Here is a 20,357-nt window from a genome sequence, read left to right as displayed (position 1 = left end):
TCATTCGGCGCCACCATAGCGCTCGGTTCGGATCATGCCCGCCGACAGCGATTCGCCGGCCAGCCCTCGGGTCACGCCCTCGACGAAGCGGTTCGAGCCGCACACGAAGACGTGGCGCGGCTGATGGCCCCATTGCGCGATCAGTTCCTTCAGCGCGGCGGCATCCAGCCTCTGGCTGCGGTCGGCGGGGCGGCGGCCGGGACCGCGCGTGATCGCGGCGACGAAGCGGAAATCAGCGCGGCTCGCTTCGAGTCGCTCCAGCTCTTCGCCGAAGGCCAGTTCGTCCCAGGTGCGAGCCGAACAGACCAGCATCAATGGCAGGTCGGCCGCGGTGCGCGCCCAGTCGCGCACCATCGCCATCAGCGGCGCGATGCCCGAGCCGCCCGCCACAAGCAGCACGGGCCCTCCGTCCCCGGCGCGCCAGATGAAATGGCCGCCCAGCGGACCGCGCACCTCGATGGCGTCGCCGGCTCGAGCGATGTCGTGGAAATACGGCGAGACCTCGCCGTCGTCGAGCTTCTCGATGATCAGCTCGACCGGCTGCCCGGGCGCCGAGGCGATCGAATAGCTGCGCTGGGCCGCGTAGCCGTCGGGCGCGGTCAGGCGCACGTCGACATGCTGGCCCGCCACATGCCGCGCCAGGTCCGCCTTCAGGATCACGCTGACGATGCGCGGCGTCAGCGGCGCGATGCGCTCGATCACCGCCTCCTGCCAGCGCGTGGGCCCCTGCGCGCTCACGGATCGTCCGAGTAGCGCTGCTGCTTCCACGGATCGCCGTACATGTGGTAGCCGCGCAGCTCCCAGAAGCCGGCCTCGTCGCGCGCCGTGAAGCGCAGGCCCTTGAGCCACTTGGCGCTCTTCCAGAAGTACAGGTGCGGCACCAGCAGCCGCGCCGGCCCGCCATGCTCCGCCGTGAGCGGCTGGCCGTCGAAATGGGTCGCTACCATCGCGCGTCCGCCGACCAGGTCGGCCAGCGGAACGTTGGTGTCGTAGTCGTCGTGCGAGAGCGCCAGCAAGAAGGCACTGGGCGGCGCCACGCCCGCAGCGGCCAGCAGGTCGTCGATGCTCACTCCCTCCCAGCGGGTGTCGAACTTGGACCAGGTCGTGACGCAGTGGATGTCGCCCTGCCACAGCGTGCGCGGCAGCGCCTGGAACTCGGCCCAGTTCCAGCTCGCGAGCGGACGCGGCCCCTGGCTCAGCGTGAAGCGCCAGGCCGCGAGATCGACCTCGGGCGTCGGCCCCTTGGCCAGCACCGGGAAGTCGTCGGTCTCGAACTGGCCGGGCGGCAGGCGGCGGGCAAAGGCAGCGGTCGGACGTCGTCCTGTGAATCCACGCGTGACCATCGGCACTCCTTCGATTGGAGCGCCATGGTAGCGCCGCTTCAGGCGGCCTGCTGCAGCGGCACCACGCGCATGCCGCGATGCACCTCGGCCTCGCCATGCCTGGCCAGCAGCTGCATCAGGTGCTTGCGGATCAGCATACCGGGGCGGTCGGACTCCATCGAATACTCGACGCCGCGCCGGCGGGTGTCGACCAGCGCATCGGGGTCGGTCGACTCGAGGATGTCCTTGTCCTCGCGCGTGATCTCCTCGTCGAAGTCGATCAGCATCTGCGCCGCGCAATCGGCCTCGGTGTCGTTGCGGAACAGCCATTGGCACAGCTGCATGCGGCCGTCGTCGATCGGCGTGAAGCAGTTGATGATGATGTGGCGGATGCCCGAGGGGTACTCGATGTCGAGCCGGCGCGAGAACGGCAGGAAGTAGGCGTTGCGCATGTGGCGGGTGGTGATCGGGTCGGTCACGCCGCTGATCGCATGGAACTTCTCGGGGTTGACCGCCTGGATCACGGTCTCGGCGTAGAAGCCCGATTCGTTCTCGACCAGTTCGTACTTGCTCGGCTTCGGGCTCGCGGCCACGCCGAAGGTCGCCCGGTGCACGAAGCTGAAGTGCGAGTTGTCGAAGGAGTTCTCGAGCGCGCGCATCGGGCTGGTCTGCCACTCTTCATAGAACTGGTGGATGGTGCGAAATCCCGGATCGTCGAACTCCGGAATCGCCGGGATCTCCGCGATCGGCTCCTCGAGCGCGACCCAGGCGTAGCCGTAGCGCGCGCTGCAGTGGTAGGCGGTGGTCTTGTATTCGGGCGAGATCTTGCGGTCCGGCTCGTACTGAGGGATGCGGATCACCTGGCCGCTGCGGTCGTAGGTCCAGCCGTGGTAGCCGCACTGGATCGCGCCCTGCCCGCAGGCCTTGCCTTCGCCGTCGACGCACCAGCCCTTGGACAGCTTCGCAGTGCGGTGGCAGCAGCGGTCGCGCAAGGCGGCGGGCTGGCCGTCGGCATCGAGGAACAGGACGATGTTCTCGCCGAGCAGCGTGAAGGGCTTCGGGCCCTGCTGCAGATCGGCCAGGGGCATGACGGCATGCCAGAACTTGCGGAAAACGGGTTGCTGCGTGACGAGCATGAAAAGACTCCTTCGGTTGCGTGGGGACCCACCTGAAAGAGCAATTTCCCGCTCCGCGACCGTGCGCTGGAGCTGAACGCTTCTACTCTGCTCCGATTCTCATGCAAATTGCGGGCCCGCGGCGCTGGCATGCCTCCTGCATGACAGCGGTCAAGAGTAGAAGCGTTCAGCAGCGCACGCACCCGATTCGTGCGCCGCCCGGAAATTGCTCTTGAAGTGCCTCGCCGGCCCGGCGGGGTGTTCAAGGCCCCGCGAATTCCGGAGATCACCCACATGCAACGCCGTACCTTCATCACCACGGGCGCCGCCTGCGCCGCCACCCTCGCCGCGCCTGCCGTCCTCGCCCAGGGCGGCAAGCCGATACCGCTCAAGTTCACGCTGGACTTCCGCATCAACGGCCAGACCGCGCCCTTCTTCCTGGCCGAGAGCAAGGGTTACTACAAGGACGAAGGACTCGACGTCACGATCGACACCGGCGCCGGCTCCGTGGCCTCGATCACGCGCATCGCCAGCGGCGTCTACCAGCTCGGCCTCGGCGACATCAGCTCGCTGGTGGAGTTCAACGCACAGAACCCGGGCACCCCGATGGTGCAGGCGGTGTACCAGTACTACAACCGTGCACCGTTCGTGATCATCGGGCGCAAGGACCGCGGCGTCGGCGCCGACTTCAAGAGCCTGCAGGGCAAGAAGGTCGCTGCCGCCGCCGTCGAGTCGACGCGCCGCGCCTGGCCGATGGTGGCGCGCAAGCAGGGCATGAAGCCCGACGCCTTCCAGTGGCAGACCACCGACTTCAGCGCCCGCGACAACGTGATGGTGCGCGGCGACGTCGATGCAGCCACCTACTTCCACGACTCCGCGATCTCGCTGTTCGCGCGCATGAAGAGCGAGGAGCTCTCGGTGCTGAAGTACTCGGACGCCGGCGTCAACCTGTACGGCAACGCGATCCTCGCCAGCAGCAACCTGATTGCCCAGAACCCGAAGGCGGTGGCGGCCTTCCTGCGCGCCACCAACCGCGCGATCGTCGAGACCTTCGCCAACCCGGCGCCCAGCATCGCGGCCATGCGCCTGCGCGAGCCGATCCTCGATGCGAAGATCGAGCTCGACCGCTGGGCCATCACCGCGCAGTACGTCGGCGCGGCCGATACGCGCAGCCATGGCCTGGGCGACATCAAGAAGCTGCTGCTCGAGCAGCAGGTCGACGAGGTGGCCGAGGTGTTCGGCCTCAAGACCAGGCCGTCGGCCGACGCCATCTTCAACAGCTCGATGCTGCCGGCGCGCAACGAACGTAGCATCAAGGCATGAGTTCACTTCTTTCAGACACCTTTCCGGCTGAACAGCAGCTCGACGAGCGCGACGGCCGCTACCTGCGCAAGGCGATCGTCTGGTCGCACGCCGGGCGCCGGCGCGGCAACCGGCCCTTCGGCGCGGTGGTGGTCTCGGCGGCCGGCGAGGTGCTGGCCGAGGCCTACTGCAACACCGCCGAGACCGGCGACGTCACGGGCCACGCCGAGACCAATGCGGTGCGCATGCTCGGCGAGCGCAAGCTGTCGCGCGAGGAGCTCGCCGGCGCCACGATCTATTCGTCGGGCGAGCCCTGCGTGATGTGCGCGGGCGCGATCTTCTGGTCGAACATCGGCCGCGTGGTGTTCGGCATCGACGCCGAGCGGCTGCGCGTGTTCCGTGGCGAGCGCGGCGACCAGCGCGACGCCGAGCTGTCCTGCCGCGACGTGTTCCGGGCGTCGCCGCATCCGATCGAGTGCATCGGCCCGGCGCTGGTCGATGAAGCCGGCGCGGCGCACGTGGGGGCCTGGAAGGCCTGATTGCGCGGGACGCCGGGGCGGAGCGTCGCGGTCCTTGTCCCTACACTCACCCCATGCCCTGGCACGCCCGACTCGATCTCGACTACCAATCCGAAAGCCGGCGCAGCGTCGCCCGCTTCCGCCATGACGGCCCGCTGCGCATCCTGCAGAGCCTCTACCCCGAGGGCGACGCGGTCTGCCACAACGTGCTGGTGCATCCGCCCGGCGGCCTGGTCGGCGGCGACACGCTCGACATCCGCGTGCGTGCCGCGGCTGGCAGCCACGGCCTCATCACGACGCCCGGCGCCTCTCGCTTCTACCGCTCGGACGGCGAACTGGCCTTGCAGCGGACCGAACTGAGTGTCGAAGCCGGCGCCCGTCTCGAATGGCTGCCGCTCGAGGCGATCTGCTTCAGCGGCTGCCGGGCCGAGAACCGGCTGACCCTGCGGGTCGAGGCCGGCGCCGAGCTGATCGGCTGGGACGTCACGGCCCTCGGCCTGCCCAACGCCGGCAAGCCCTTCGAACGCGGCACGCTGCAGCAGCACATCGAGGCCCCGGGCAGGTGGCTGGAGCGCGGGCGCATCGACGCCGACGACCGGCGGCTGCTGCAGAGCCCGCTCGGTCTTGCGGGGCAGCGCTGCCTGGCGTCGATCTTCTTCGTCGCCGGCTCGCCGATCGCGCGCGCGCGCCGCGATGCGGCGCTCGACGCCGCGCGCTCGCTGATCGAGGCCCACCCACTGCACGAGAGCGCCGGCGCCACCAGTCCGCATGCCGAGATCATCGTGCTGCGCGCCCTGGCGCCGGTGGTCGAGCCGGCGATGCAGCTGCTGCGCCAGGTCTGGAAAGCCTGGCGCGCCGAACTCTGGGGCATGACCAGCGAGCCGCCGCGCATCTGGTCGATGTAGGCCGCTGAACGGGCGCTCGTCCGACGAGGACGCCCCGCCGTGCTGCCTAGACTGGCCGGCGATGACCCGCACCGACATCCCGGCCCGTCTCGACCGCCTCCCCTGGTCGCGCTGGCACTGGCGCGTGGTGATCGCCCTCGGCGTGGCCTGGGTGCTCGACGGGCTCGAGGTCACGCTGGTCGGATCGATCGGCGGCGTGCTCGAGCGGCCCGACACGCTCGGGCTCGGCGCGGCGCAGATCGGCTGGACCGGTTCGCTCTATATCGGCGGCGCAGTGATCGGCGCGCTGGTGTTCGGCCGGCTGGCCGACCGGCTGGGCCGCAAGAAGCTGTTCCTGATCACGCTGATGGTCTATGCGGCGGCGACGCTCGCCACCGCCTTCTCGCCGAATTTCGCCTTCTTCGCCGTGTGCCGCTTCATCACCGGTCTGGGCATCGGCGGCGAGTACGCGGCGATCAACTCGGCCATCGACGAACTGATTCCGGCGCGCGTGCGCGGCCGCGTGAACCTCGCGATCAACGGCAGCTTCTGGATCGGCGCGGCACTGGGCGCCGGCCTGAGCCTGTGGCTGCTCGATCCCCGGGTGCTCGGCCCGACTTGGGGCTGGCGCGCCGCCTTCGCGCTCGGTGCACTGCTCGCGGTGGCGATCCTGCTGGTGCGGCGCGACGTGCCCGAGAGCCCGCGCTGGCTGATGGCGCATGGCCGTGCCGAAGAAGCCGAGGACATCGTGCGGCGCATCGAGGCGGAGGTCCGGGCCCAGCATGGGGCGCTCGCGCCGCCGGACGGACCGCCGGGCCCGGCCGGGCGCGCGCAGAGCCCGGGCTGGCGCGAGATCGCCCACGTGCTGCTGCGGCGCTATCCGCAGCGCAGCGCGGTGGCACTGGCCCTGATGATCTCGCAGGCCTTCTTCTACAACGCGATCTTCTTCACCTATGCGCTGGTGCTGACCCGTTTCCACGGCGTGCCGGCCGAAAGGGTGGCGCTCTACATCTTTCCGTTCGCGCTCGGCAACGTGCTGGGCCCGCTGCTGCTGGGTCCGCTGTTCGACCGCGTCGGCCGGCGCCGCATGATCGCGCTGACCTATGTGCTGTCGGGTGTCGGACTGGCGCTGACCGGCTGGGCCTTCATGCAGGGATGGCTCGACGCCCGCAGCCAGGCGCTGTGCTGGTCGGCGGTGTTCTTCCTCGCCTCGGCGGCCGCCAGTTCGGCCTACCTCACGGTCAGCGAGGTGTTTCCGCTCGAGATGCGCGCGGTCGCGATCTCGATCTTCTATGCGGTGGGCACCGGTGCCGGCGGCTTCGTGGCGCCAGTGCTGTTCGGCGCGCTGATCGAGACCGGCAGCCGCGGCGCGGTCGCCGTCGGCTACGCGATCGGTGCCGCACTGGTCGTCTTCGCCGGCTTGCTGGCGCTGCGCTACGCGGTGAATGCGGAACGCAAGCCGCTCGAGGAGGTGGCGCCGCCGCTCGGCTCGGACCGCGCTCCATGATCCGGGCTTGCGCGCGGGGGCGAAGGGCGTCAGCGCAGCTGGTAGTCGACCGGCAGCAGCGGCTCGGGGGCCTTGTCGCGCACCGACTCGCGCAGATCGATCTCGATGGCGCGGCAGATGGCATCGAGCGGCAGGTCGTTCGCCTCGTTGCCGAAGGGCTCCTCGATCTCGTCGCCCAGCGCGTCCAGGCCGAAGAAGGTGTAGGCGATCATGAGCACGACCAGCGGCGTCATGAACCCGACCGAGTCCACCAGCCCGAAGGGCAGCAGATAGCAGTAAAGATAGGCCGTCCGGTGCAGCAGCAAGGTGTACGAGAACGGGATCGGCGTGCCCAGGATGCGTTCGCATGACGCGGCCGCGCTGCCGAGCGCGCCGATCGAGTTGTCCACGTTCACGGCCAGAACCGGGTCGATGCGTCCGGTACGCAGCGCTTCCTGCAGGTCGGCGCCCATGCGCAACAGCAGGAAGTGCGGCTTGTTGGAAAACTCGGCCATCTCCCGCCACTCGTCTTCGCGCAGGAACGGCCGCGTATCGGCACGCTCGTCGCTGCGGCGCAGCAGATGGCGCAGGGCGTGGGCGAAGGCGGCGCTGCGCAGCGTCATGCGCACCCGCAGGTCGTCGAGGCCCCCGTTGGCGACATCCACCGGGCCGTCGCCGACGATCAGGCTCTGGCATTGCCGCGCCAGGCCGCGGGAACGCAGCACCACCTCGCCCCAGAGCTTGCGCGCCTCCCAGAAGCGGTCGTAGGCCGCGGAGTTGCGGAATCCCAGGAAGATGGCCAGCGGCAGTCCGAGCAAGGCGAAAGGCGCGGTCCCGATGGGAATCTTGAGGCCGCCCAGACTGCCGTGCGCCGCCGTCACGATCACGGCAACCAGCACGTTGACCAGCAACGGAAGGGCGATGCGCGGAAGGATGGAGCCACGCCTCAACAGGAACAACTTGAAGCCGGACGGGCGTGGCCGGACGATCATGAGGGCAGCGAATTCGGTTCGGTGAGCATGGCGCGATTCGCACCATGGCCGGTGCGACGCAGCGATTGTCGCCGAGAAGCGGCGCAGCAGTCCGGGCCGCCCGGCCCGGCGCTCACTCGATGATCGCGCGCTTGACGTCTTCCTGCAGGCTGCGCAGGTGCTCGCGCATGGCCGCACGGGCCCGCTCGGGATCCCGTGCGCGCAGGGCCTGGATGATCTCGCCGTGCTCTTCGTGGTTCTCGCGCTGGCGGTGCAGCGGACTGTGCAGCCGGAACAGCCGCGCATTCACGCGCAGTTCCTCGACCAGGCGCGGGAACACCACGTTGCCGCTGGCGGTGGAGATCAGCTGGTGGAAGCGGTCGTCGAAATGCCAGTGCTCGATCTCGTCATGCTCGCCGCTGTCGAGGGTCTTGAGATCGGCTTCGAGCGCATCGATCTCGGCATCGGTGATCTTGCCGCAGGCCTGTGCGATGGCCTCGCATTCGATCACCTCGCGCGCCCGCATGCAGTCGAAGTACTCCTTGGTGCCCAGCGCGCGCACCGCATAGGAGCGCGCGTCGCGGCGCACCAGCAGGCCCTCGCCGGCCAGCCGCACCAGCGCCTCGCGCATCGGCGTGCGCGAGATCCGCAGGTCGTCCGCCAGGCGGCCTTCCTGGAGCGGGCTGCCGGGGGAAATCTTGCGGTCGAGGATCAGCGTGCGCAGGCTCGCGTAGGCCTGCTCGGCCAGGCTGGCGGAGCGCACCTCCAGCGGAGCGATGGTGATGGTGGCGGGTTGCGCGGGACTGGGAAGGCTTGGCATGCGGAGATGGAAGGTTTCCACGAAGGGACGGGGAAAAGCTTAGCAGGCCGATGCGGTGCGACGCGAGAACTTCAGATCCACTTGTCGAGCGGATTCGTGGCATTGGGCGTGCGCGGCCGCAGGCAGGGCTGGAACTGGCCCGAGCCGGCCGCAGCCGAGAACACGCCGTCCTGCCAGACCACCCGGCCGCGGGACACCGTGACCCCCGGCCAGGCGCGCAGCTTCATGCCCTCGTAGGGCGTGTAGTCGGCCGCGTGGTGGAGCATGTCGTTGGCGATGATCTTCTCCTCGCCCTCGCCGAACACGTCCCAGACCACGAAGTCGGCGTCGCCGCCGACCGCGATGGTGCCCTTCTTCGGGTACAGCCCGTAGAGCCGCGCCGGGTTGGTGGCCGTGAGTTCGACGAAGCGGTGGATGTCGATGCGTCCGGCCATCACGCCCTCGCTCATCAAGAGCGGCAGCCGGGTCTCGACGCCAGGAATGCCGTTCGGGATGCGGTCGAAGGAGGCATCGTCGCCGGCAACGCGCTTGCCGTCGCTGCCTTGCATGTTGAACGGCGCGTGGTCGGACGAGAAGATCGTGAACAGCCCGCTCGACAGGCCGTTCCAGATGAACTGCTGGTTGCCCTTGTCGCGCGGCGGCGGGCTGCAGATGCAGCGCGCGCCATGCATCGGGTCGTCCGGATCGATGCCCAGGTCCTCGGCGCTCAGGAACAGGTACTGCGGGCAGGTCTCGGCATGGATCGGCAGCCCGCGCCCGCGCGCCCAGTGGATCTGCTCGACCGCCTCCCGGCCCGACACGTGGACGATCAGGATCGGGGTGTCGATCAGCTCGGCCAGCGCGATCGCACGGTGCGTGGCCTCGCGCTCCACCGCCATCGGCCGCGAGCTCGAGTGGTAGCGCGGCGCGGTCAGGCCGGCTTCGAGCAGCTGCTCGGTGAGCCAGGCGATGCAGTCGCTGTTCTCGGCGTGGATCATGGTCATCGCGCCGTGCTTGCGCGCCACCGCCAGCACCTCGATGATCTGCCGGTCGGCCAGCTTCAGGTCGTCGTAGGTCATGTAGATCTTGAAGGAGGTGTAGCCCTTCTCGATCAGGGCCGGCAGCTCGCGCTGCGTCACGTCCTTGGTGGCGTCGGCCACGATCAGGTGGAAGGCGTAGTCGATCACCGCCTTGCCTTCGGCGCGGCGGTGGTAGTCGTCGACCGCCTCCTGGATGCTGTGACCCTTCTGCTGCGCCGCGAACGGCAGCACCGTGGTGGTGCCGCCGCAGGCCGCCGAGCGGGTGCCGGTGAAGAAGTCGTCGGCAAAGCGCGAGCCGTCGCTGGTCGGCTGGTCGAAGTGGCAGTGGCCGTCGACGCCGCCGGGCGTGACCAGCCGGCCCGCGGCATCGATCTCGCGCGCGGCGCTGCCGTCGAGCTGCTGCGCGATGGCGCAGATGCGGCCGTCGCGCACGCCGATGTCGGCGCGATAGCGGTCGCCGACCGTGGCGATGTCGGCGTTGCGAAGGATCAGGTCGTAGTGGTTCATGGCACGGCTCCGGCTAGCGTTGCTCAAGCACGGCCTCGGTCGCCACCGGCACGGCGGCGCTCGCGGTGCCGTAGGCGCGGCCGTAGTGGCGCTCGATGCGGCGCTGGATGAAGTCCCACGCCGTGGTCATCAGCAGGTAGTAGATGGCGGCGACGACGAACAGCTCCAGCACCATGAACTTCTCCTGGATCAGAACCTGGGTGCGGCGCAGCAGCTCTTCCATCGAGATCACCGAAGTGATCGAGGTGGTCTTGAGCAGGCCGTTGATGCTGTTGCCCAGCGTCGGGATGATCAGGCGCATGGCCTGTGGCATCACGATGTAGCGCATCGACTGGGCGCTGCTGAAGCCGACCGCGCGCGCCGCGTTGGTCTGGCCCGCCGGCACCGACTGGATGCCGCCGCGCACCACCTCGGCAAGATAGGCGGCCTCGTTGAGGATCAGACCGAGCAGCGCCGACTCGACCACCGACAGCTTGACCCCGAGCTGCGGCAGGCCGGTGTAGATGATGATCAGCTGCACCAGCAGCGGCGTGCCGCGGAAGACCCAGATGTAGAAGTGCGCCGGCGCCGCCAGCCAGGCGTGGCGCGACAGGCGGGCCAGGGCCAGCGCACATCCGACGACCAGGCCGCCGGCGATCGACGCCAGGGTGAGCCAGAGCGTGGTCAGCGCCCCGTTCAGGATGTACGGATTGAACAGGTAGTCGGCGAATCCCGACCAGCTCCAGCCTTGTCCCATGGACTTTCCTTCTCGAACTCAGTGTGGTGATGCGGCAGGCGGAAGACTCAGCTCGCCGGGCCCTTGACGACCACGGCGCCGTCGATCGACTTGACGCCGTACTGGTCGAACAGCTTCTGGAAGCTGCCGTCGGCCTTCATGTCGTTGAGGGCCTTGGCCATGGCAACCGACAGGTCCTTGTTCTTCGCGGCCAGCGCCACCGGGGTCGGGAACAGGCCGTTGAGGACGCGGTCGAAATCACCGCGCTTCTGGTATTCGGCGCCAGTGGAATCGATCGACAGCGCGACCTCGACCTGCCCCGCGCGCAGCGCCTGGAAGGCCATCGCGAAGTTCTCGAAGGTGCGGATGGTCATGCCCTTCATGCCCTTGTCGGTCAACTGCTTGTCGAGTTCGCGCGCCTTGCGCTCTTCGAAGCCGCCGATCTCGACGCCGATGCTCTTGCCCGACAGGTCGTCGGGCTTCGTGATCTTGAGCGGGTTGCCCTTGGCGGTGCTGATGCTGATCGCCTGGTCTTCGTAGGGCAGCATCTGCATCAGCTTGGCGCGCTCGTCGGTGTAGAAGATGCCGGTATTGATGACGTCCCAGCGGCCGGCCTGCAGGCCCGGGATCATGGCCGAGAACTCGATGCGCACGTATTCGGGCGTCAGGCACAGGCGCTTGGCGATCGCCTCGCCGAGTTCCACACGCATGCCCTTGAGCGTGCCGGTCTGGTCGACGAACTGCATCGGCGGCAGGGTCGGGTTGACCGACATGATCAGCGTGCCCTTCTTGACCAGCGCCGAATCGGGCACCGGCGACTTGCAGGCCTGGGCGTTCGCTAGCCCCGTGCCGAGGATGAAAAGAGCCGTGGCCGATGTGAGAGCGGGAAGCAGTTTCATGGTGGTTTCCTGGTGGAGATGGAACGAGGCGAAAGGTGGGAACAGGTGTCGACTAGGCGGCGATGGAGCCCAGCAGGCCCAGGCGGTCGAGTTCGCGCCGCAGGTCGACGGCATCGGCCTCGGGCAGCGGCAGGCGCGGCGCACGCGGCTTGCCGACCGGCAGGCCCATCATCGTGAGGCCGTCCTTCGAGGCCGCCACATAGCGGTGGCCACCGACCCAGCGCACGATCGGCAGCATCTCCTTGTAGAGCGCGAGGGCCTCGGGCATGTTGCGCTCGTCGGCCACCAGCTCGAAGAGACGGGCCGACATCTTGGGGATCAGGTTCGAGCAGACCGCGACCCAGCCCTGCGCGCCGAGCCAGAACGACTCGTAGCCCAGGATGCCCGCGAACACGGTCATGCGGTCGCCGCACAACTCGATGATGTCGCGCACCCGCGTGACCTCGAGCGTCGACTCCTTGATGTACTTGCAGTTGTCGATGCGCGAGAGGCGCGCCACCAGCTCCGGCTTGAGGTCGACATTGGCCGTGGCCGGATTGTTGTAGACCATGATCGGCACGCCGATCGACTCGCCCACCTTGCGGTAGTGCTCGAACAGCTCGTCGTCGGTGGGCGTGCTGTAGAAGGGCGGAATGATCATGACGCCGTCGGCGCCCATCGTCTCCGCCTCGCGGCTCAGGCGCACGCACTCGTCGGTCCACTCGGCGCCGGTTCCGATCAGCACGGGCACGCGTTTTGCAGCGGTCTGCACACAGGTCTCGATCACCAGCTGCCGCTCATCCGGCGTCAACGACAGGAATTCGCCGGTGCTGCCCAGGGGGATCAGCCCGTGGATGCCCTCTTCGATCTGCCAGTCGACCAGCTTCTTCAGGGCCGGCACGTCCACGTGCTTTCCGTCGGCGGTCATGGGGGTGATGAGCACCGTATAGGTGCCTCGGAACGCTGTCATTGCCAGTCCTCGGTGAAAAATCGGGTGACGAAGTATTTGTATACGGTTAGTATACGTATACATTGAACCATGTCAAAGTGGTTTTTTTGCTTCGCACCGAATTCATGAGCGCCAGACTGACCCATTCCTCCATTGCCGCGGGCGGACGCCCGATCCGCTTCTGGTACGACGGCCAAGCCGTCGACGGCCTCGAAGGCGAGACCGTGGCCGCCGCGCTCGCGGCCAGCGGCATCCGGCAGCTGCGGCACACGCGCGACGGCGCTCGCCGCGGCCTCTATTGCGGCATGGGCGCCTGCTTCGACTGCCTCGTGACGGTCGACGGCCAGGCCAGCCAGCGCGCCTGCCTGACCAAGGCGGCCGACGGCCAGCAGATCCGCTCGACGATGCCGGCCGGCACGGCCGCGGACCCGCTGCAGCCGCTGACGCCACCTGCGGCGGCCGAAGCGCTCCAGCGCGAGGTCGACCTGCTGGTGGTCGGCGCCGGCCCGGCCGGCCTCTCGGCAGCGCTCGCGGCCCGCCGTGCCGGCGCCCGCGTGCTGGTGCTCGACGAGCGGCCGCAGTCCGGCGGCCAGTTCTACAAGCCGCTGGCGCCGTCGCACCAGGCCGCGACGCCCGCCGACCGGCAATTCGCGGACGGCCTCGCGCTGGAGCGCGAGGTGCTCGGCGCCGGCGTCACGGTCGAGCAGGGGGCGCAGGTGTGGGCCGCCTTCTCGCCGCGCGAAGTCAGCGCGCTGATCGGCGGCCGCGCCACCCTCATCCGCTGCCGGCAGCTGGTGATCGCGCCCGGCGCCTACGAGCGGCCGGTGCCCTTCCCAGGCTGGACCCTGCCCGGCGTCATGACCACGGGCGCCGCCCAGACGCTGGCCCGGGCCTATCGCGTCGCGCCGGGCCGGCGCGTGCTGATCGCCGGCAACGGCCCGCTGAACCTGCAGCTGGCGGCGGAGCTGCTGGCCGGCGGCGCCCAGGTGGTCGCGGTGCTCGAATCGGCGGCCCGCCCTTCGGTGCGCGACTGGCGCCAGCTGCTCGCAGCCGCTCGCACCGCGCCCGACCTGCTGCGCCAGGGCTGGGGCTACCTGCGGCAGCTGCGCGCCCACAAGGTGCCGCTGCTGTGGGGCCACGCGGTGGTCGCCGCCGAGGGCGCCGGCGAGCTGCAGTCCGTGCAGGCCGCCCGCCTGGACCACCAGGGTCGCGCGGCGCCCTCCCCGGCGCTGCGTTTCGAGGCCGACACGCTGTGCCTGGGCTACGGCTTCATCCCCTCGACCGAGCTGGCGCGCATGCTGGGCTGCGAGCACCGCGTGGCCGAGCGGCATCTCGGCTATCTCGCGACAGTGACCGGCAAGGACGGCGCCACCAGCCTGCCCGGCGTCTTCGTGGTCGGCGACGGCGCCGACCTCGGCGGCTCGCGCGTCGCACTGGCGCGCGGCACGCTGGCCGGCGTGGCGGCGGCGCGCAACCTCGGGCTGCTGGCTTCCGAGCCGTTCAAGGCACAAGGCCGCTTGCGGCAGGCGGAGTGCTTCCAGCAGGCGCTGTGGTCGCTGTACGAAGCGCCGCCGGTCGCGCTTGCCGCGGTCAGCGACGACACCCTGCTGTGCCGCTGCGAAGAAATCAGCTTCGGCTCGGTGCGCGAGCAGATCCGCGCCGGCCGCGACACGCTGGCCGCACTCAAGCGCAACACGCGGCTCGGCATGGGCCGCTGCCAGGGCCGCTACTGCGCGGTCACCGCGGCAAAGCTGGTCAGCGAAATGACCGGGCGCCCGCTCGAGGTCGAGCAGTACTTCGCACCGCGCCCGCCGGCCAAGCCGGTGCCGGCCGGCGCGCTCGGCTTCGAGAAGCCCGAATGGGGCGGACACAAGCCCGCGATCACGCCGAACCTCGCACGGCCGGTCGAACACGCGCCCTTCGGCACCATCCGCACCGACGTGCTCGTGATCGGTGCCGGCGTGCTCGGCTCCTGCCTCGGCTACTACCTGTCGAAGGCCGGCCAGGACGTCACGGTGGTCGATCGCGACGACGTCAACCTGCAGGCCTCGGGCGCCAACGCGGGCAGCCTGCACGTGCAGTTGCTGTCTTTCGATTTCGGCGCCAAGGCCCAGGAAGGCGGCGGCCCGGCCGCGGCCACGCTGCCGCTCGGCCCGATGTCGGTGCGGCTGTGGCAGCAGATCGAAGCCGACTGCGGCGAAGACCTCGAGATCAAGATCACGGGCGGCCTGATGGTGGCCGACAGCGAGGCCGGCATGCGCTTCATCGAGGCCAAGGCCGCGCTCGAACGCAGCCACGGCATCGATGCGCAGGTGATCGACGGCAGCGAACTGCGCCGGCTCTCGCCCGCGCTGTCCGAAGCGCTGCTGGGCGCGGAGCTGTGCCCGATGGAGGGCAAGATCAATCCGCTGCGCGCGACCTATGCGGTGGCGACGCGCGCCCAAGCGCAAGGTGCGCGCTTCCTGCGCGGCTGCGACGTGCGCGAGATCGAACGCCTGCCGGGCGACGGCGCCGGCTTCGTGGTCCACACCTCGCGCGGCACGATCCACGCGGGCCGCGTGGTGAATGCCAGCGGCGCCTGGTCGAGCACGGTCGGCGACATGCTCGGCGTGAAGATCCCGGTCAAGGGCGCGCCGCTGCAGATGATCGTCACCGAACCGGCGCCGCCGCTGGTCAACCACCTGATCGCGCATGCCGACCGCCACCTGAGCCTCAAGCAGGCGGCCACCGGCGGCCTGATCATCGGCGGCGGCTGGACCGCCGCCTTCCACGAAGGCATGCGCCTGAACCGCGCCGAGCGCGCCAGCATCGAGGGCGGCCTGTGGGTCGCGCGCCAGGTGCTGCCGGCGGTCAGCGGGCTGCACATGGTGCGCTGCTGGGCCGGCATGAACGTCAACATCGATGGCGCGCCGATCATCGGCGACGTGCCCGGCCTGCCCGGCTTCTACAACGCCGTGACCTCGAACGGCTACACGCTGGCACCGGTCACTGCGCGGCTGGTCGCCGACCTGATCGTGCATGGCCGCACCGACATCGACATCACTCCTTTTCGCATCGACCGATTCCTTTGATCCCCATGACCGACCATTCCTCCGCGCGCGCGACGCTGCGCCAGTTCATCGACAGCCATTTCGACCAGCAGGTCGAAACGCTTGCCACCCTGGTGCAATGCCCCTCCGACAACCCGCCCGGCGACTGCGCGCCGCACGCCGAACTGACGGCGCGGCTGCTCGAGGCCATGGAGTTCGAGGTCGAGCGCCACCCGGTGCCGGCCGGCTTCGCGCAGCAGCACGGCATGCGCAGCGTCACCAACCTGATCGTGCGCGAGCGCTTCGGCGACGGGCCGGTGGTGGCGCTCAACGCCCACGGCGACGTGGTGCCGCCCGGCTCGGGCTGGACCGGCTCGCCCTACGGCGGCGAGGTGCGCGACGGCTGGCTGTATGGCCGCGGCGCGGCGGTCTCGAAGTCCGACTTCACGACCTACGCCTTCGCGCTGCGGGCGCTCGGGCAATTGCGTTCGACCGGCGTCGCGCTCGCCGGCACGGTCGAGCTGCACCTGACCTACGACGAGGAGACCGGCGGCATGACCGGCCCCAGATGGATCCTGTCGCAGGGCCTGAGCCGGCCGGACTACGTGATCTCGGCCGCCTTCTCCCATCACGTGGTGGTGGCCCACAACGGCTGCCTGCACCTCGAGGTGACGCTGCGCGGCAAGTCGGCGCACGCGGCGCGCCCCGACACCGGCGCCGATGCGATCGAGGCCGCGGCGACCCTGCTGCCCGCGCTGTACCGCTATCGCGACCGGCTGGCCGAGCGGCCCTCGCAGACCCCCGGCATCACGCATCCGACGATGGTCGTCGGCCTGATCGAGGGCGGCATCAACACCAACGTGGTGGCCGACACGCTGAGCCTGCGGATCGACCGCCGCATCGTGCCCGAGGAAGTGCCCGAAGCCGTCGAGGCCGAGCTGCGCGAGGTCATCGAGGACGCCTGCCGCGCCCTCCCGGGCATCGCCGTCGAGATCCGCCAGATCCTGCTGGCGCGACCCTTCGCGCCCGCGCCCGGCGCCAGGGAATTCGCCGAGCTGATGTGCCGCGAAGCCAGCGCCGTGATGGGCAAGCCCGTGACGCCGATCGGGGTGCCGCTCTACACCGACGCGCGCCTCTACAGCGAAGCCGGCATCCCGACCGTGATGTACGGCGCCGGCCCCGAGTCGCTGCTCGAGGCCAACGGCCATCGCGCCGACGAGCGCGTGCCGCTCGATGAACTGCGCCGCGCGACCGTCGTCGTGGCCAACACCCTCCTGCAACTCCTGACTCCGCCAGAGGAAACCCGATGATCGAAATCAACCAAGTGAGCAAGTGGTACGGCAGCTTCCAGGTGCTGACCGACTGCACGACCCGCATCCGCAAGGGCGAGGTGGTGGTGGTCTGCGGGCCCTCGGGCTCCGGCAAGTCCACGCTGATCAAGTGCGTGAATGCGCTGGAGCCCTTCCAGCAGGGCACGATCACGGTCGACGGCGTGTCGGTCGGCGACCCGAAGATCAATCTCAACAAGCTGCGCTCGCGCGTCGGCATGGTGTTCCAGCACTTCGAGCTGTTCCCCCACCTGTCGATCGAGCAGAACCTGTCGATCGCCCAGGTCAAGGTGCTCAAGCGCTCGGCCGGCGAGGCGCGCACCCGCTCGATGGCGCTGCTCGAACGGGTGGGCATGAAGGCCCATTCGCACAAGTACCCTTCCCAGCTCTCGGGCGGCCAGCAGCAGCGCGTGGCGATCGCCCGCGCGCTGGCGATGGACCCGATCGCGATGCTGTTCGACGAGCCGACCTCGGCGCTCGACCCCGAGATGGTCAACGAGGTGCTCGACGTGATGGTGCAGCTGGCACGCGAGGGCATGACCATGATGTGCGTGACGCACGAGATGGGTTTCGCCCGCAAGGTCGCCAACCGCGTGATCTTCATGGACCGCGGCAGCATCGTCGAGGATTGCGCGAAGGAGGAGTTCTTCGGCAATCCGTCAGCGCGCTCGGACCGCGCGCAGCAGTTCCTGTCGAAGATCCTGCAGCACTGAGCTCAGATCGCCACCAGCTGCCTGACGCCCTGCGCTTCCATGTCCTTGCCGAGACCGCGCGCGATCACCTCGCCGCGCTCCATCACCAGGTAGTCGTCGGCCAGCTCCTGCGCGAAGTCGTAGTACTGCTCGCACAGCACGATCGCCATGTCGCCGCGGTCGGCCAGCATGCGGATCACGCGGCCGATGTCCTTGATGATGCTGGGCTGGATGCCTTCGGTGGGCTCGTCGAGGACCAGCAGCTTGGGGCGAGGCGCCAGCGCGCGCGCGATCGCCAGCTGCTGCTGCTGCCCGCCCGACAGGTCGCCGCCGCGCCGGTTCAGCATCTGCTTGAGCACCGGGAACAGCTCGAACAGCTCCGGCGGCACCGGCGTCGAGCCCGGCTTGTAGGCCAGGCCCATGCGCAGGTTCTCCTCGACCGTCAGGCGGGCGAAGATCTCGCGGCCCTGGGGCACGAAGCCCATGCCGGCGCGGGCCCGTTCGTAGGGCGTCTTCTTCTGGATCGGCGCGCCGTCGAACTCGATGCTGCCGCTCTTGATCGGCACCAGGCCCATCAGCGACTTGAGCAGCGTGGTCTTGCCGACGCCGTTGCGGCCCAGCAGCACGGTCACCTTGCCGAGCCGCGCTTCGAAGCTGAGGTCGCGCAGGATGTGCGAGCCGCCGTAGTACTGGTGGATGTTCTTGACGCTGAGCATGTGCTTCCTTGTGGATCAGCGGCCGAGGTAGACCTCGATCACGCGTTCGTCGGCCTGCACCTCGTCGAGCGTGCCCTGCGCCAGCACCGAGCCGTCGCACAGCACCGTGACGATCTCCGAGATCGTGCGGATGAAGCTCATGTCGTGCTCGACCACCATCAGCGAGTGCTTGCCCTTGAGCGTCAGGAAAAGCTCGGCGGTGCGCGCCGTCTCCTCGTCGGTCATGCCCGCCACCGGCTCGTCGAGCAGCAGCAGCTTCGGGTCCTGCATCAGCAGCATGCCGATCTCGAGCCACTGCTTCTGGCCGTGGCTCAGGTTGCCGGCCAGCCGCTGCACGCTGTCCTCGAGATGGATCGTGTGCAGCACCTCGGCCAGCCGGTCGGACTGCGCCGAATCGAGCCTGAACAGCATCGAAGCCTTGACGCCCTTGTCGGTCTTGAGCGCCAGCTCGAGGTTCTCGAACACCGTGAGATGCTCGAACACCGTCGGCTTCTGGAACTTGCGGCCGATGCCGAGCTGCGCGATCTCGGCCTCCTTGTGGCGCAGCAGGTCGATGGTGCTGCCGAAGAACACCGTGCCCTCGTCGGGCCGGGTCTTGCCTGTGATGATGTCCATCATCGTGGTCTTGCCTGCGCCGTTGGGTCCGATGATGCAGCGCAGCTCGCCCGGCGCGATGTCGAGCGAGAGCTTGTTGATCGCCTTGAAGCCGTCGAAGCTCACGCTGACGTCTTCGAGATAGAGGATGCGGCCGTGCGTGACGTCGACTTCGCCGGTCGCATGCCGGCCGTAGCCCGCCGCACGGCCGCCCGATTCGGTCTGCGGGGCATGGTCGACCGGTCCGCCATGGCGGGCGATGCGCTCGGCGCCGGCTTCCATCAGGTCGGGCGTCATGCGCGCGCTCCCTTGGCATCGACGGCCAGCGGCGCCAGCGCCGAGGGCTCGACGCCCTGCTCCACCGCCACAGCGCGCTGCGCCTCGCGCCGGCCCTCGCTCGGCGCCTTGACCCTGGCCTTCCATTTCTTCACCAGGCCGACGATGCCGTCGGGCAGGAACAGCGTGACGGCGATGAACAGCGCGCCGAGGAAGTACAGCCAGTACTCGGGATAGGCGACCGTCAGCCAGCTCTTCGCGCCGTTGACGATGAAGGCGCCGATGATCGGCCCGATGAGGGTCGCGCGGCCGCCGACCGCGGCCCAGATCGCGATCTCGATCGAGTTGGCGGCGCTCATCTCGCCCGGGTTGATGATGCCGACCTGCGGCACGTAGAGCGCGCCCGCCACGCCGCACATGATGGCCGAGATGACCCAGATCGTGAGCTTGTAGCCCAGCGGGTTGTAGCCCGAGAACATGACGCGCGTCTCGGCGTCGCGGATCGCCTGCAGCACGCGGCCGAACTTGCTCGCGATCAGCCACTTCGAGAACAGGAAGAAGCCCAGCAAGGTCAGGCCGGTCAGCGCGAACAGCGTCATGCGCATCTCCTGGGTCTGGATCGGGATGCCCAGGATGCGCTTGAAGTCCGTGAAGCCGTTGTTGCCGCCGAAGCCGGTCTCGTTGCGGAAGAACAGCAGCATGGCGGCGAAGGTCATGGCCTGCGTGATGATCGAGAAGTACACGCCCTTGATGCGCGAGCGGAAGGCGAAGAAGCCGAACACGAAGGCGATCAGGCCCGGCACCGCGACGATCAGGATCAGCGTGGCGACGAAGCTGTCGCTCAGGCTCCAGTGCCAGGGCAGCGTCTTCCAGTCGAGGAACACCATGAAGTCCGGCAGGTCGCTCTTGTAGTTGCCGTCGCGGCCGATCTGGCGCATCAGGTACATGCCCATCATGTAGCCGCCGAGCGCGAAGAACAGGCCGTGGCCCAGCGACAGGATGCCGGTGTAGCCCCAGATCAGGTCCATCGCCAGCGCGCAGATCGCATAGCACATGATCTTGCCGACCAGCGCCACCGCGTAGTCGCTCATGTGCAGCGCGCTGCCTGCCGGCACCATGATGTTGAGCACCGGCGCCACCGCGCAGACCACGATCAGCGCGACGAAGAAGACGGTCCAGCCCTTGCCGCTGAGCAGCGGGCCCTTGGTGGGAAGTTTGGTGGAAGACATGAGTGGT

At 69.0% G+C, this 20,357-nt stretch carries 19 protein-coding genes; 7 read left to right on the top strand and 12 right to left on the bottom strand.

Annotation, left to right across the window (positions count from 1 at the left end; genetic code table 11):
• Genes QTI45_RS00610 through QTI45_RS00600 form a run of 3 tightly spaced genes read right to left on the bottom strand, consistent with a single transcriptional unit; the run spans position 1 to position 2,458 of the window.
• The gene (locus QTI45_RS00610; protein WP_286369266.1) at positions 1-738 is read right to left on the bottom strand and encodes an FAD-binding oxidoreductase; all 738 of its coding nucleotides are present in this window, start codon (positions 736-738) and stop codon (positions 1-3) included.
• Positions 735-1,343: a sulfite oxidase-like oxidoreductase gene (locus tag QTI45_RS00605; RefSeq protein ID WP_286369265.1), complete on the bottom strand. Its 609-nt coding sequence runs from the start codon at positions 1,341-1,343 to the stop codon at positions 735-737. The genes QTI45_RS00610 and QTI45_RS00605 overlap by 4 nt, the downstream gene beginning before the upstream one ends.
• A gap of 38 nt (positions 1,344-1,381) precedes the next feature.
• Complete coding sequence (locus tag QTI45_RS00600) at positions 1,382-2,458, bottom strand: aromatic ring-hydroxylating dioxygenase subunit alpha (protein WP_286369264.1); 1,077 nt, start codon at positions 2,456-2,458, stop codon at positions 1,382-1,384.
• A gap of 273 nt (positions 2,459-2,731) precedes the next feature.
• Between QTI45_RS00600 and QTI45_RS00595 the strand changes: the two genes are divergently transcribed.
• The 4 genes from QTI45_RS00595 (at position 2,732) to QTI45_RS00580 (ending at position 6,648) form a co-directional block, all read left to right on the top strand.
• Complete coding sequence (locus QTI45_RS00595; RefSeq protein ID WP_286369263.1) at positions 2,732-3,760, top strand: ABC transporter substrate-binding protein; 1,029 nt, start codon at positions 2,732-2,734, stop codon at positions 3,758-3,760.
• Positions 3,757-4,278 carry a nucleoside deaminase gene (locus tag QTI45_RS00590; RefSeq protein ID WP_286369262.1) on the top strand — a complete coding sequence of 174 codons (522 nt, stop codon included), beginning with the start codon at positions 3,757-3,759 and terminating at the stop codon, positions 4,276-4,278. The genes QTI45_RS00595 and QTI45_RS00590 overlap by 4 nt, the downstream gene beginning before the upstream one ends.
• A 53-nt stretch (positions 4,279-4,331) precedes the next feature.
• On the top strand, positions 4,332-5,162 hold the full coding sequence (locus QTI45_RS00585) for an urease accessory protein UreD (RefSeq protein ID WP_286369261.1): 831 nt from the start codon (positions 4,332-4,334) through the stop codon (positions 5,160-5,162).
• Positions 5,163-5,223: 61 nt separating this feature from the next.
• Positions 5,224-6,648: an MFS transporter gene (locus QTI45_RS00580; protein ID WP_286369260.1), complete on the top strand. Its 1,425-nt coding sequence runs from the start codon at positions 5,224-5,226 to the stop codon at positions 6,646-6,648.
• A gap of 29 nt (positions 6,649-6,677) precedes the next feature.
• Here the strand turns inward: QTI45_RS00580 and QTI45_RS00575 are convergent, their stop codons facing one another.
• From QTI45_RS00575 to QTI45_RS00550, 6 genes are all read right to left on the bottom strand, one after another.
• Positions 6,678-7,619, bottom strand: coding sequence for a bestrophin family protein (locus QTI45_RS00575; protein ID WP_286369259.1), 942 nt, complete (start codon positions 7,617-7,619; stop codon positions 6,678-6,680).
• A gap of 112 nt (positions 7,620-7,731) precedes the next feature.
• On the bottom strand, positions 7,732-8,418 hold the full coding sequence (locus QTI45_RS00570) for a GntR family transcriptional regulator (RefSeq protein ID WP_286369258.1): 687 nt from the start codon (positions 8,416-8,418) through the stop codon (positions 7,732-7,734).
• Between the two features lie 71 nt (positions 8,419-8,489).
• The gene (gene hydA / locus QTI45_RS00565) at positions 8,490-9,944 is read right to left on the bottom strand and encodes a dihydropyrimidinase (RefSeq protein WP_286369257.1); all 1,455 of its coding nucleotides are present in this window, start codon (positions 9,942-9,944) and stop codon (positions 8,490-8,492) included.
• Between the two features lie 13 nt (positions 9,945-9,957).
• Entirely contained in the window at positions 9,958-10,680 is a 723-nt protein-coding gene (locus QTI45_RS00560) for an amino acid ABC transporter permease (protein WP_286369256.1), read from the bottom strand.
• A gap of 47 nt (positions 10,681-10,727) precedes the next feature.
• Positions 10,728-11,558, bottom strand: a complete 831-nt coding sequence (locus tag QTI45_RS00555; RefSeq protein ID WP_286653271.1) for an ABC transporter substrate-binding protein — start codon at positions 11,556-11,558, stop codon at positions 10,728-10,730.
• A 52-nt stretch (positions 11,559-11,610) separates the two neighbouring features.
• On the bottom strand, positions 11,611-12,507 hold the full coding sequence (locus QTI45_RS00550; protein ID WP_286369254.1) for a dihydrodipicolinate synthase family protein: 897 nt from the start codon (positions 12,505-12,507) through the stop codon (positions 11,611-11,613).
• 104 nt (positions 12,508-12,611) lie between these two features.
• Here QTI45_RS00550 and QTI45_RS00545 point away from each other — a divergent pair, with 104 nt between their 5' ends.
• The 3 genes from QTI45_RS00545 to QTI45_RS00535 are packed head-to-tail and all read left to right on the top strand — an operon-like array spanning position 12,612 to position 17,556.
• Positions 12,612-15,557, top strand: coding sequence for an FAD-dependent oxidoreductase (locus QTI45_RS00545; RefSeq protein ID WP_286369253.1), 2,946 nt, complete (start codon positions 12,612-12,614; stop codon positions 15,555-15,557).
• Positions 15,558-15,562: 5 nt separating this feature from the next.
• On the top strand, positions 15,563-16,825 hold the full coding sequence (locus QTI45_RS00540) for a M20/M25/M40 family metallo-hydrolase (protein ID WP_286369252.1): 1,263 nt from the start codon (positions 15,563-15,565) through the stop codon (positions 16,823-16,825).
• Positions 16,822-17,556, top strand: a complete 735-nt coding sequence (locus QTI45_RS00535; protein ID WP_286369251.1) for an amino acid ABC transporter ATP-binding protein — start codon at positions 16,822-16,824, stop codon at positions 17,554-17,556. The genes QTI45_RS00540 and QTI45_RS00535 overlap by 4 nt, the downstream gene beginning before the upstream one ends.
• 2 nt (positions 17,557-17,558) lie before the next feature.
• Here the strand turns inward: QTI45_RS00535 and urtE are convergent, their stop codons facing one another.
• Genes urtE through urtC form a run of 3 tightly spaced genes read right to left on the bottom strand, consistent with a single transcriptional unit; the run spans position 17,559 to position 20,350 of the window.
• Positions 17,559-18,251 carry an urea ABC transporter ATP-binding subunit UrtE gene (gene urtE / locus QTI45_RS00530; RefSeq protein ID WP_286369250.1) on the bottom strand — a complete coding sequence of 231 codons (693 nt, stop codon included), beginning with the start codon at positions 18,249-18,251 and terminating at the stop codon, positions 17,559-17,561.
• A gap of 15 nt (positions 18,252-18,266) precedes the next feature.
• Entirely contained in the window at positions 18,267-19,142 is an 876-nt protein-coding gene (gene urtD, locus QTI45_RS00525) for an urea ABC transporter ATP-binding protein UrtD (RefSeq protein WP_286369249.1), read from the bottom strand.
• Positions 19,139-20,350: an urea ABC transporter permease subunit UrtC gene (gene urtC / locus QTI45_RS00520; protein ID WP_286369248.1), complete on the bottom strand. Its 1,212-nt coding sequence runs from the start codon at positions 20,348-20,350 to the stop codon at positions 19,139-19,141. The genes urtD and urtC overlap by 4 nt, the downstream gene beginning before the upstream one ends.
• Between the last annotated feature and the right edge of the window lie 7 nt (positions 20,351-20,357).

The organism is Variovorax saccharolyticus (assembly GCF_030316765.1).
GTDB lineage: Bacteria > Pseudomonadota > Gammaproteobacteria > Burkholderiales > Burkholderiaceae_C > Variovorax > Variovorax saccharolyticus.
The sequence above is the reverse complement of the archived record's forward strand: the minus strand, read 5'-3'. Positions and strand labels throughout refer to the sequence as shown.

Bases quoted from the DNA above. Each gene is read 5' to 3' on its own strand.
- QTI45_RS00580 (WP_286369260.1), top strand. From the start codon at position 5,224: ATGACCCGCACCGACATCCCGGCCCGTCTCGACCGCCTCCCCTGGTCG.
- QTI45_RS00555 (WP_286653271.1), bottom strand. From the start codon at position 11,558: ATGAAACTGCTTCCCGCTCTCACATCGGCCACGGCTCTTTTCATCCTC.
- QTI45_RS00575 (WP_286369259.1), bottom strand. From the start codon at position 7,619: ATGATCGTCCGGCCACGCCCGTCCGGCTTCAAGTTGTTCCTGTTGAGG.
- urtE (WP_286369250.1), bottom strand. From the start codon at position 18,251: ATGCTCAGCGTCAAGAACATCCACCAGTACTACGGCGGCTCGCACATC.
- QTI45_RS00590 (WP_286369262.1), top strand. From the start codon at position 3,757: ATGAGTTCACTTCTTTCAGACACCTTTCCGGCTGAACAGCAGCTCGAC.
- QTI45_RS00550 (WP_286369254.1), bottom strand. From the start codon at position 12,507: ATGACAGCGTTCCGAGGCACCTATACGGTGCTCATCACCCCCATGACC.
- urtD (WP_286369249.1), bottom strand. From the start codon at position 19,142: ATGACGCCCGACCTGATGGAAGCCGGCGCCGAGCGCATCGCCCGCCAT.
- QTI45_RS00600 (WP_286369264.1), bottom strand. From the start codon at position 2,458: ATGCTCGTCACGCAGCAACCCGTTTTCCGCAAGTTCTGGCATGCCGTC.
- QTI45_RS00585 (WP_286369261.1), top strand. From the start codon at position 4,332: ATGCCCTGGCACGCCCGACTCGATCTCGACTACCAATCCGAAAGCCGG.
- QTI45_RS00560 (WP_286369256.1), bottom strand. From the start codon at position 10,680: ATGGGACAAGGCTGGAGCTGGTCGGGATTCGCCGACTACCTGTTCAAT.
- QTI45_RS00605 (WP_286369265.1), bottom strand. From the start codon at position 1,343: ATGGTCACGCGTGGATTCACAGGACGACGTCCGACCGCTGCCTTTGCC.
- hydA (WP_286369257.1), bottom strand. From the start codon at position 9,944: ATGAACCACTACGACCTGATCCTTCGCAACGCCGACATCGCCACGGTC.
- QTI45_RS00545 (WP_286369253.1), top strand. From the start codon at position 12,612: ATGAGCGCCAGACTGACCCATTCCTCCATTGCCGCGGGCGGACGCCCG.
- QTI45_RS00540 (WP_286369252.1), top strand. From the start codon at position 15,563: ATGACCGACCATTCCTCCGCGCGCGCGACGCTGCGCCAGTTCATCGAC.
- QTI45_RS00570 (WP_286369258.1), bottom strand. From the start codon at position 8,418: ATGCCAAGCCTTCCCAGTCCCGCGCAACCCGCCACCATCACCATCGCT.
- urtC (WP_286369248.1), bottom strand. From the start codon at position 20,350: ATGTCTTCCACCAAACTTCCCACCAAGGGCCCGCTGCTCAGCGGCAAG.
- QTI45_RS00595 (WP_286369263.1), top strand. From the start codon at position 2,732: ATGCAACGCCGTACCTTCATCACCACGGGCGCCGCCTGCGCCGCCACC.
- QTI45_RS00535 (WP_286369251.1), top strand. From the start codon at position 16,822: ATGATCGAAATCAACCAAGTGAGCAAGTGGTACGGCAGCTTCCAGGTG.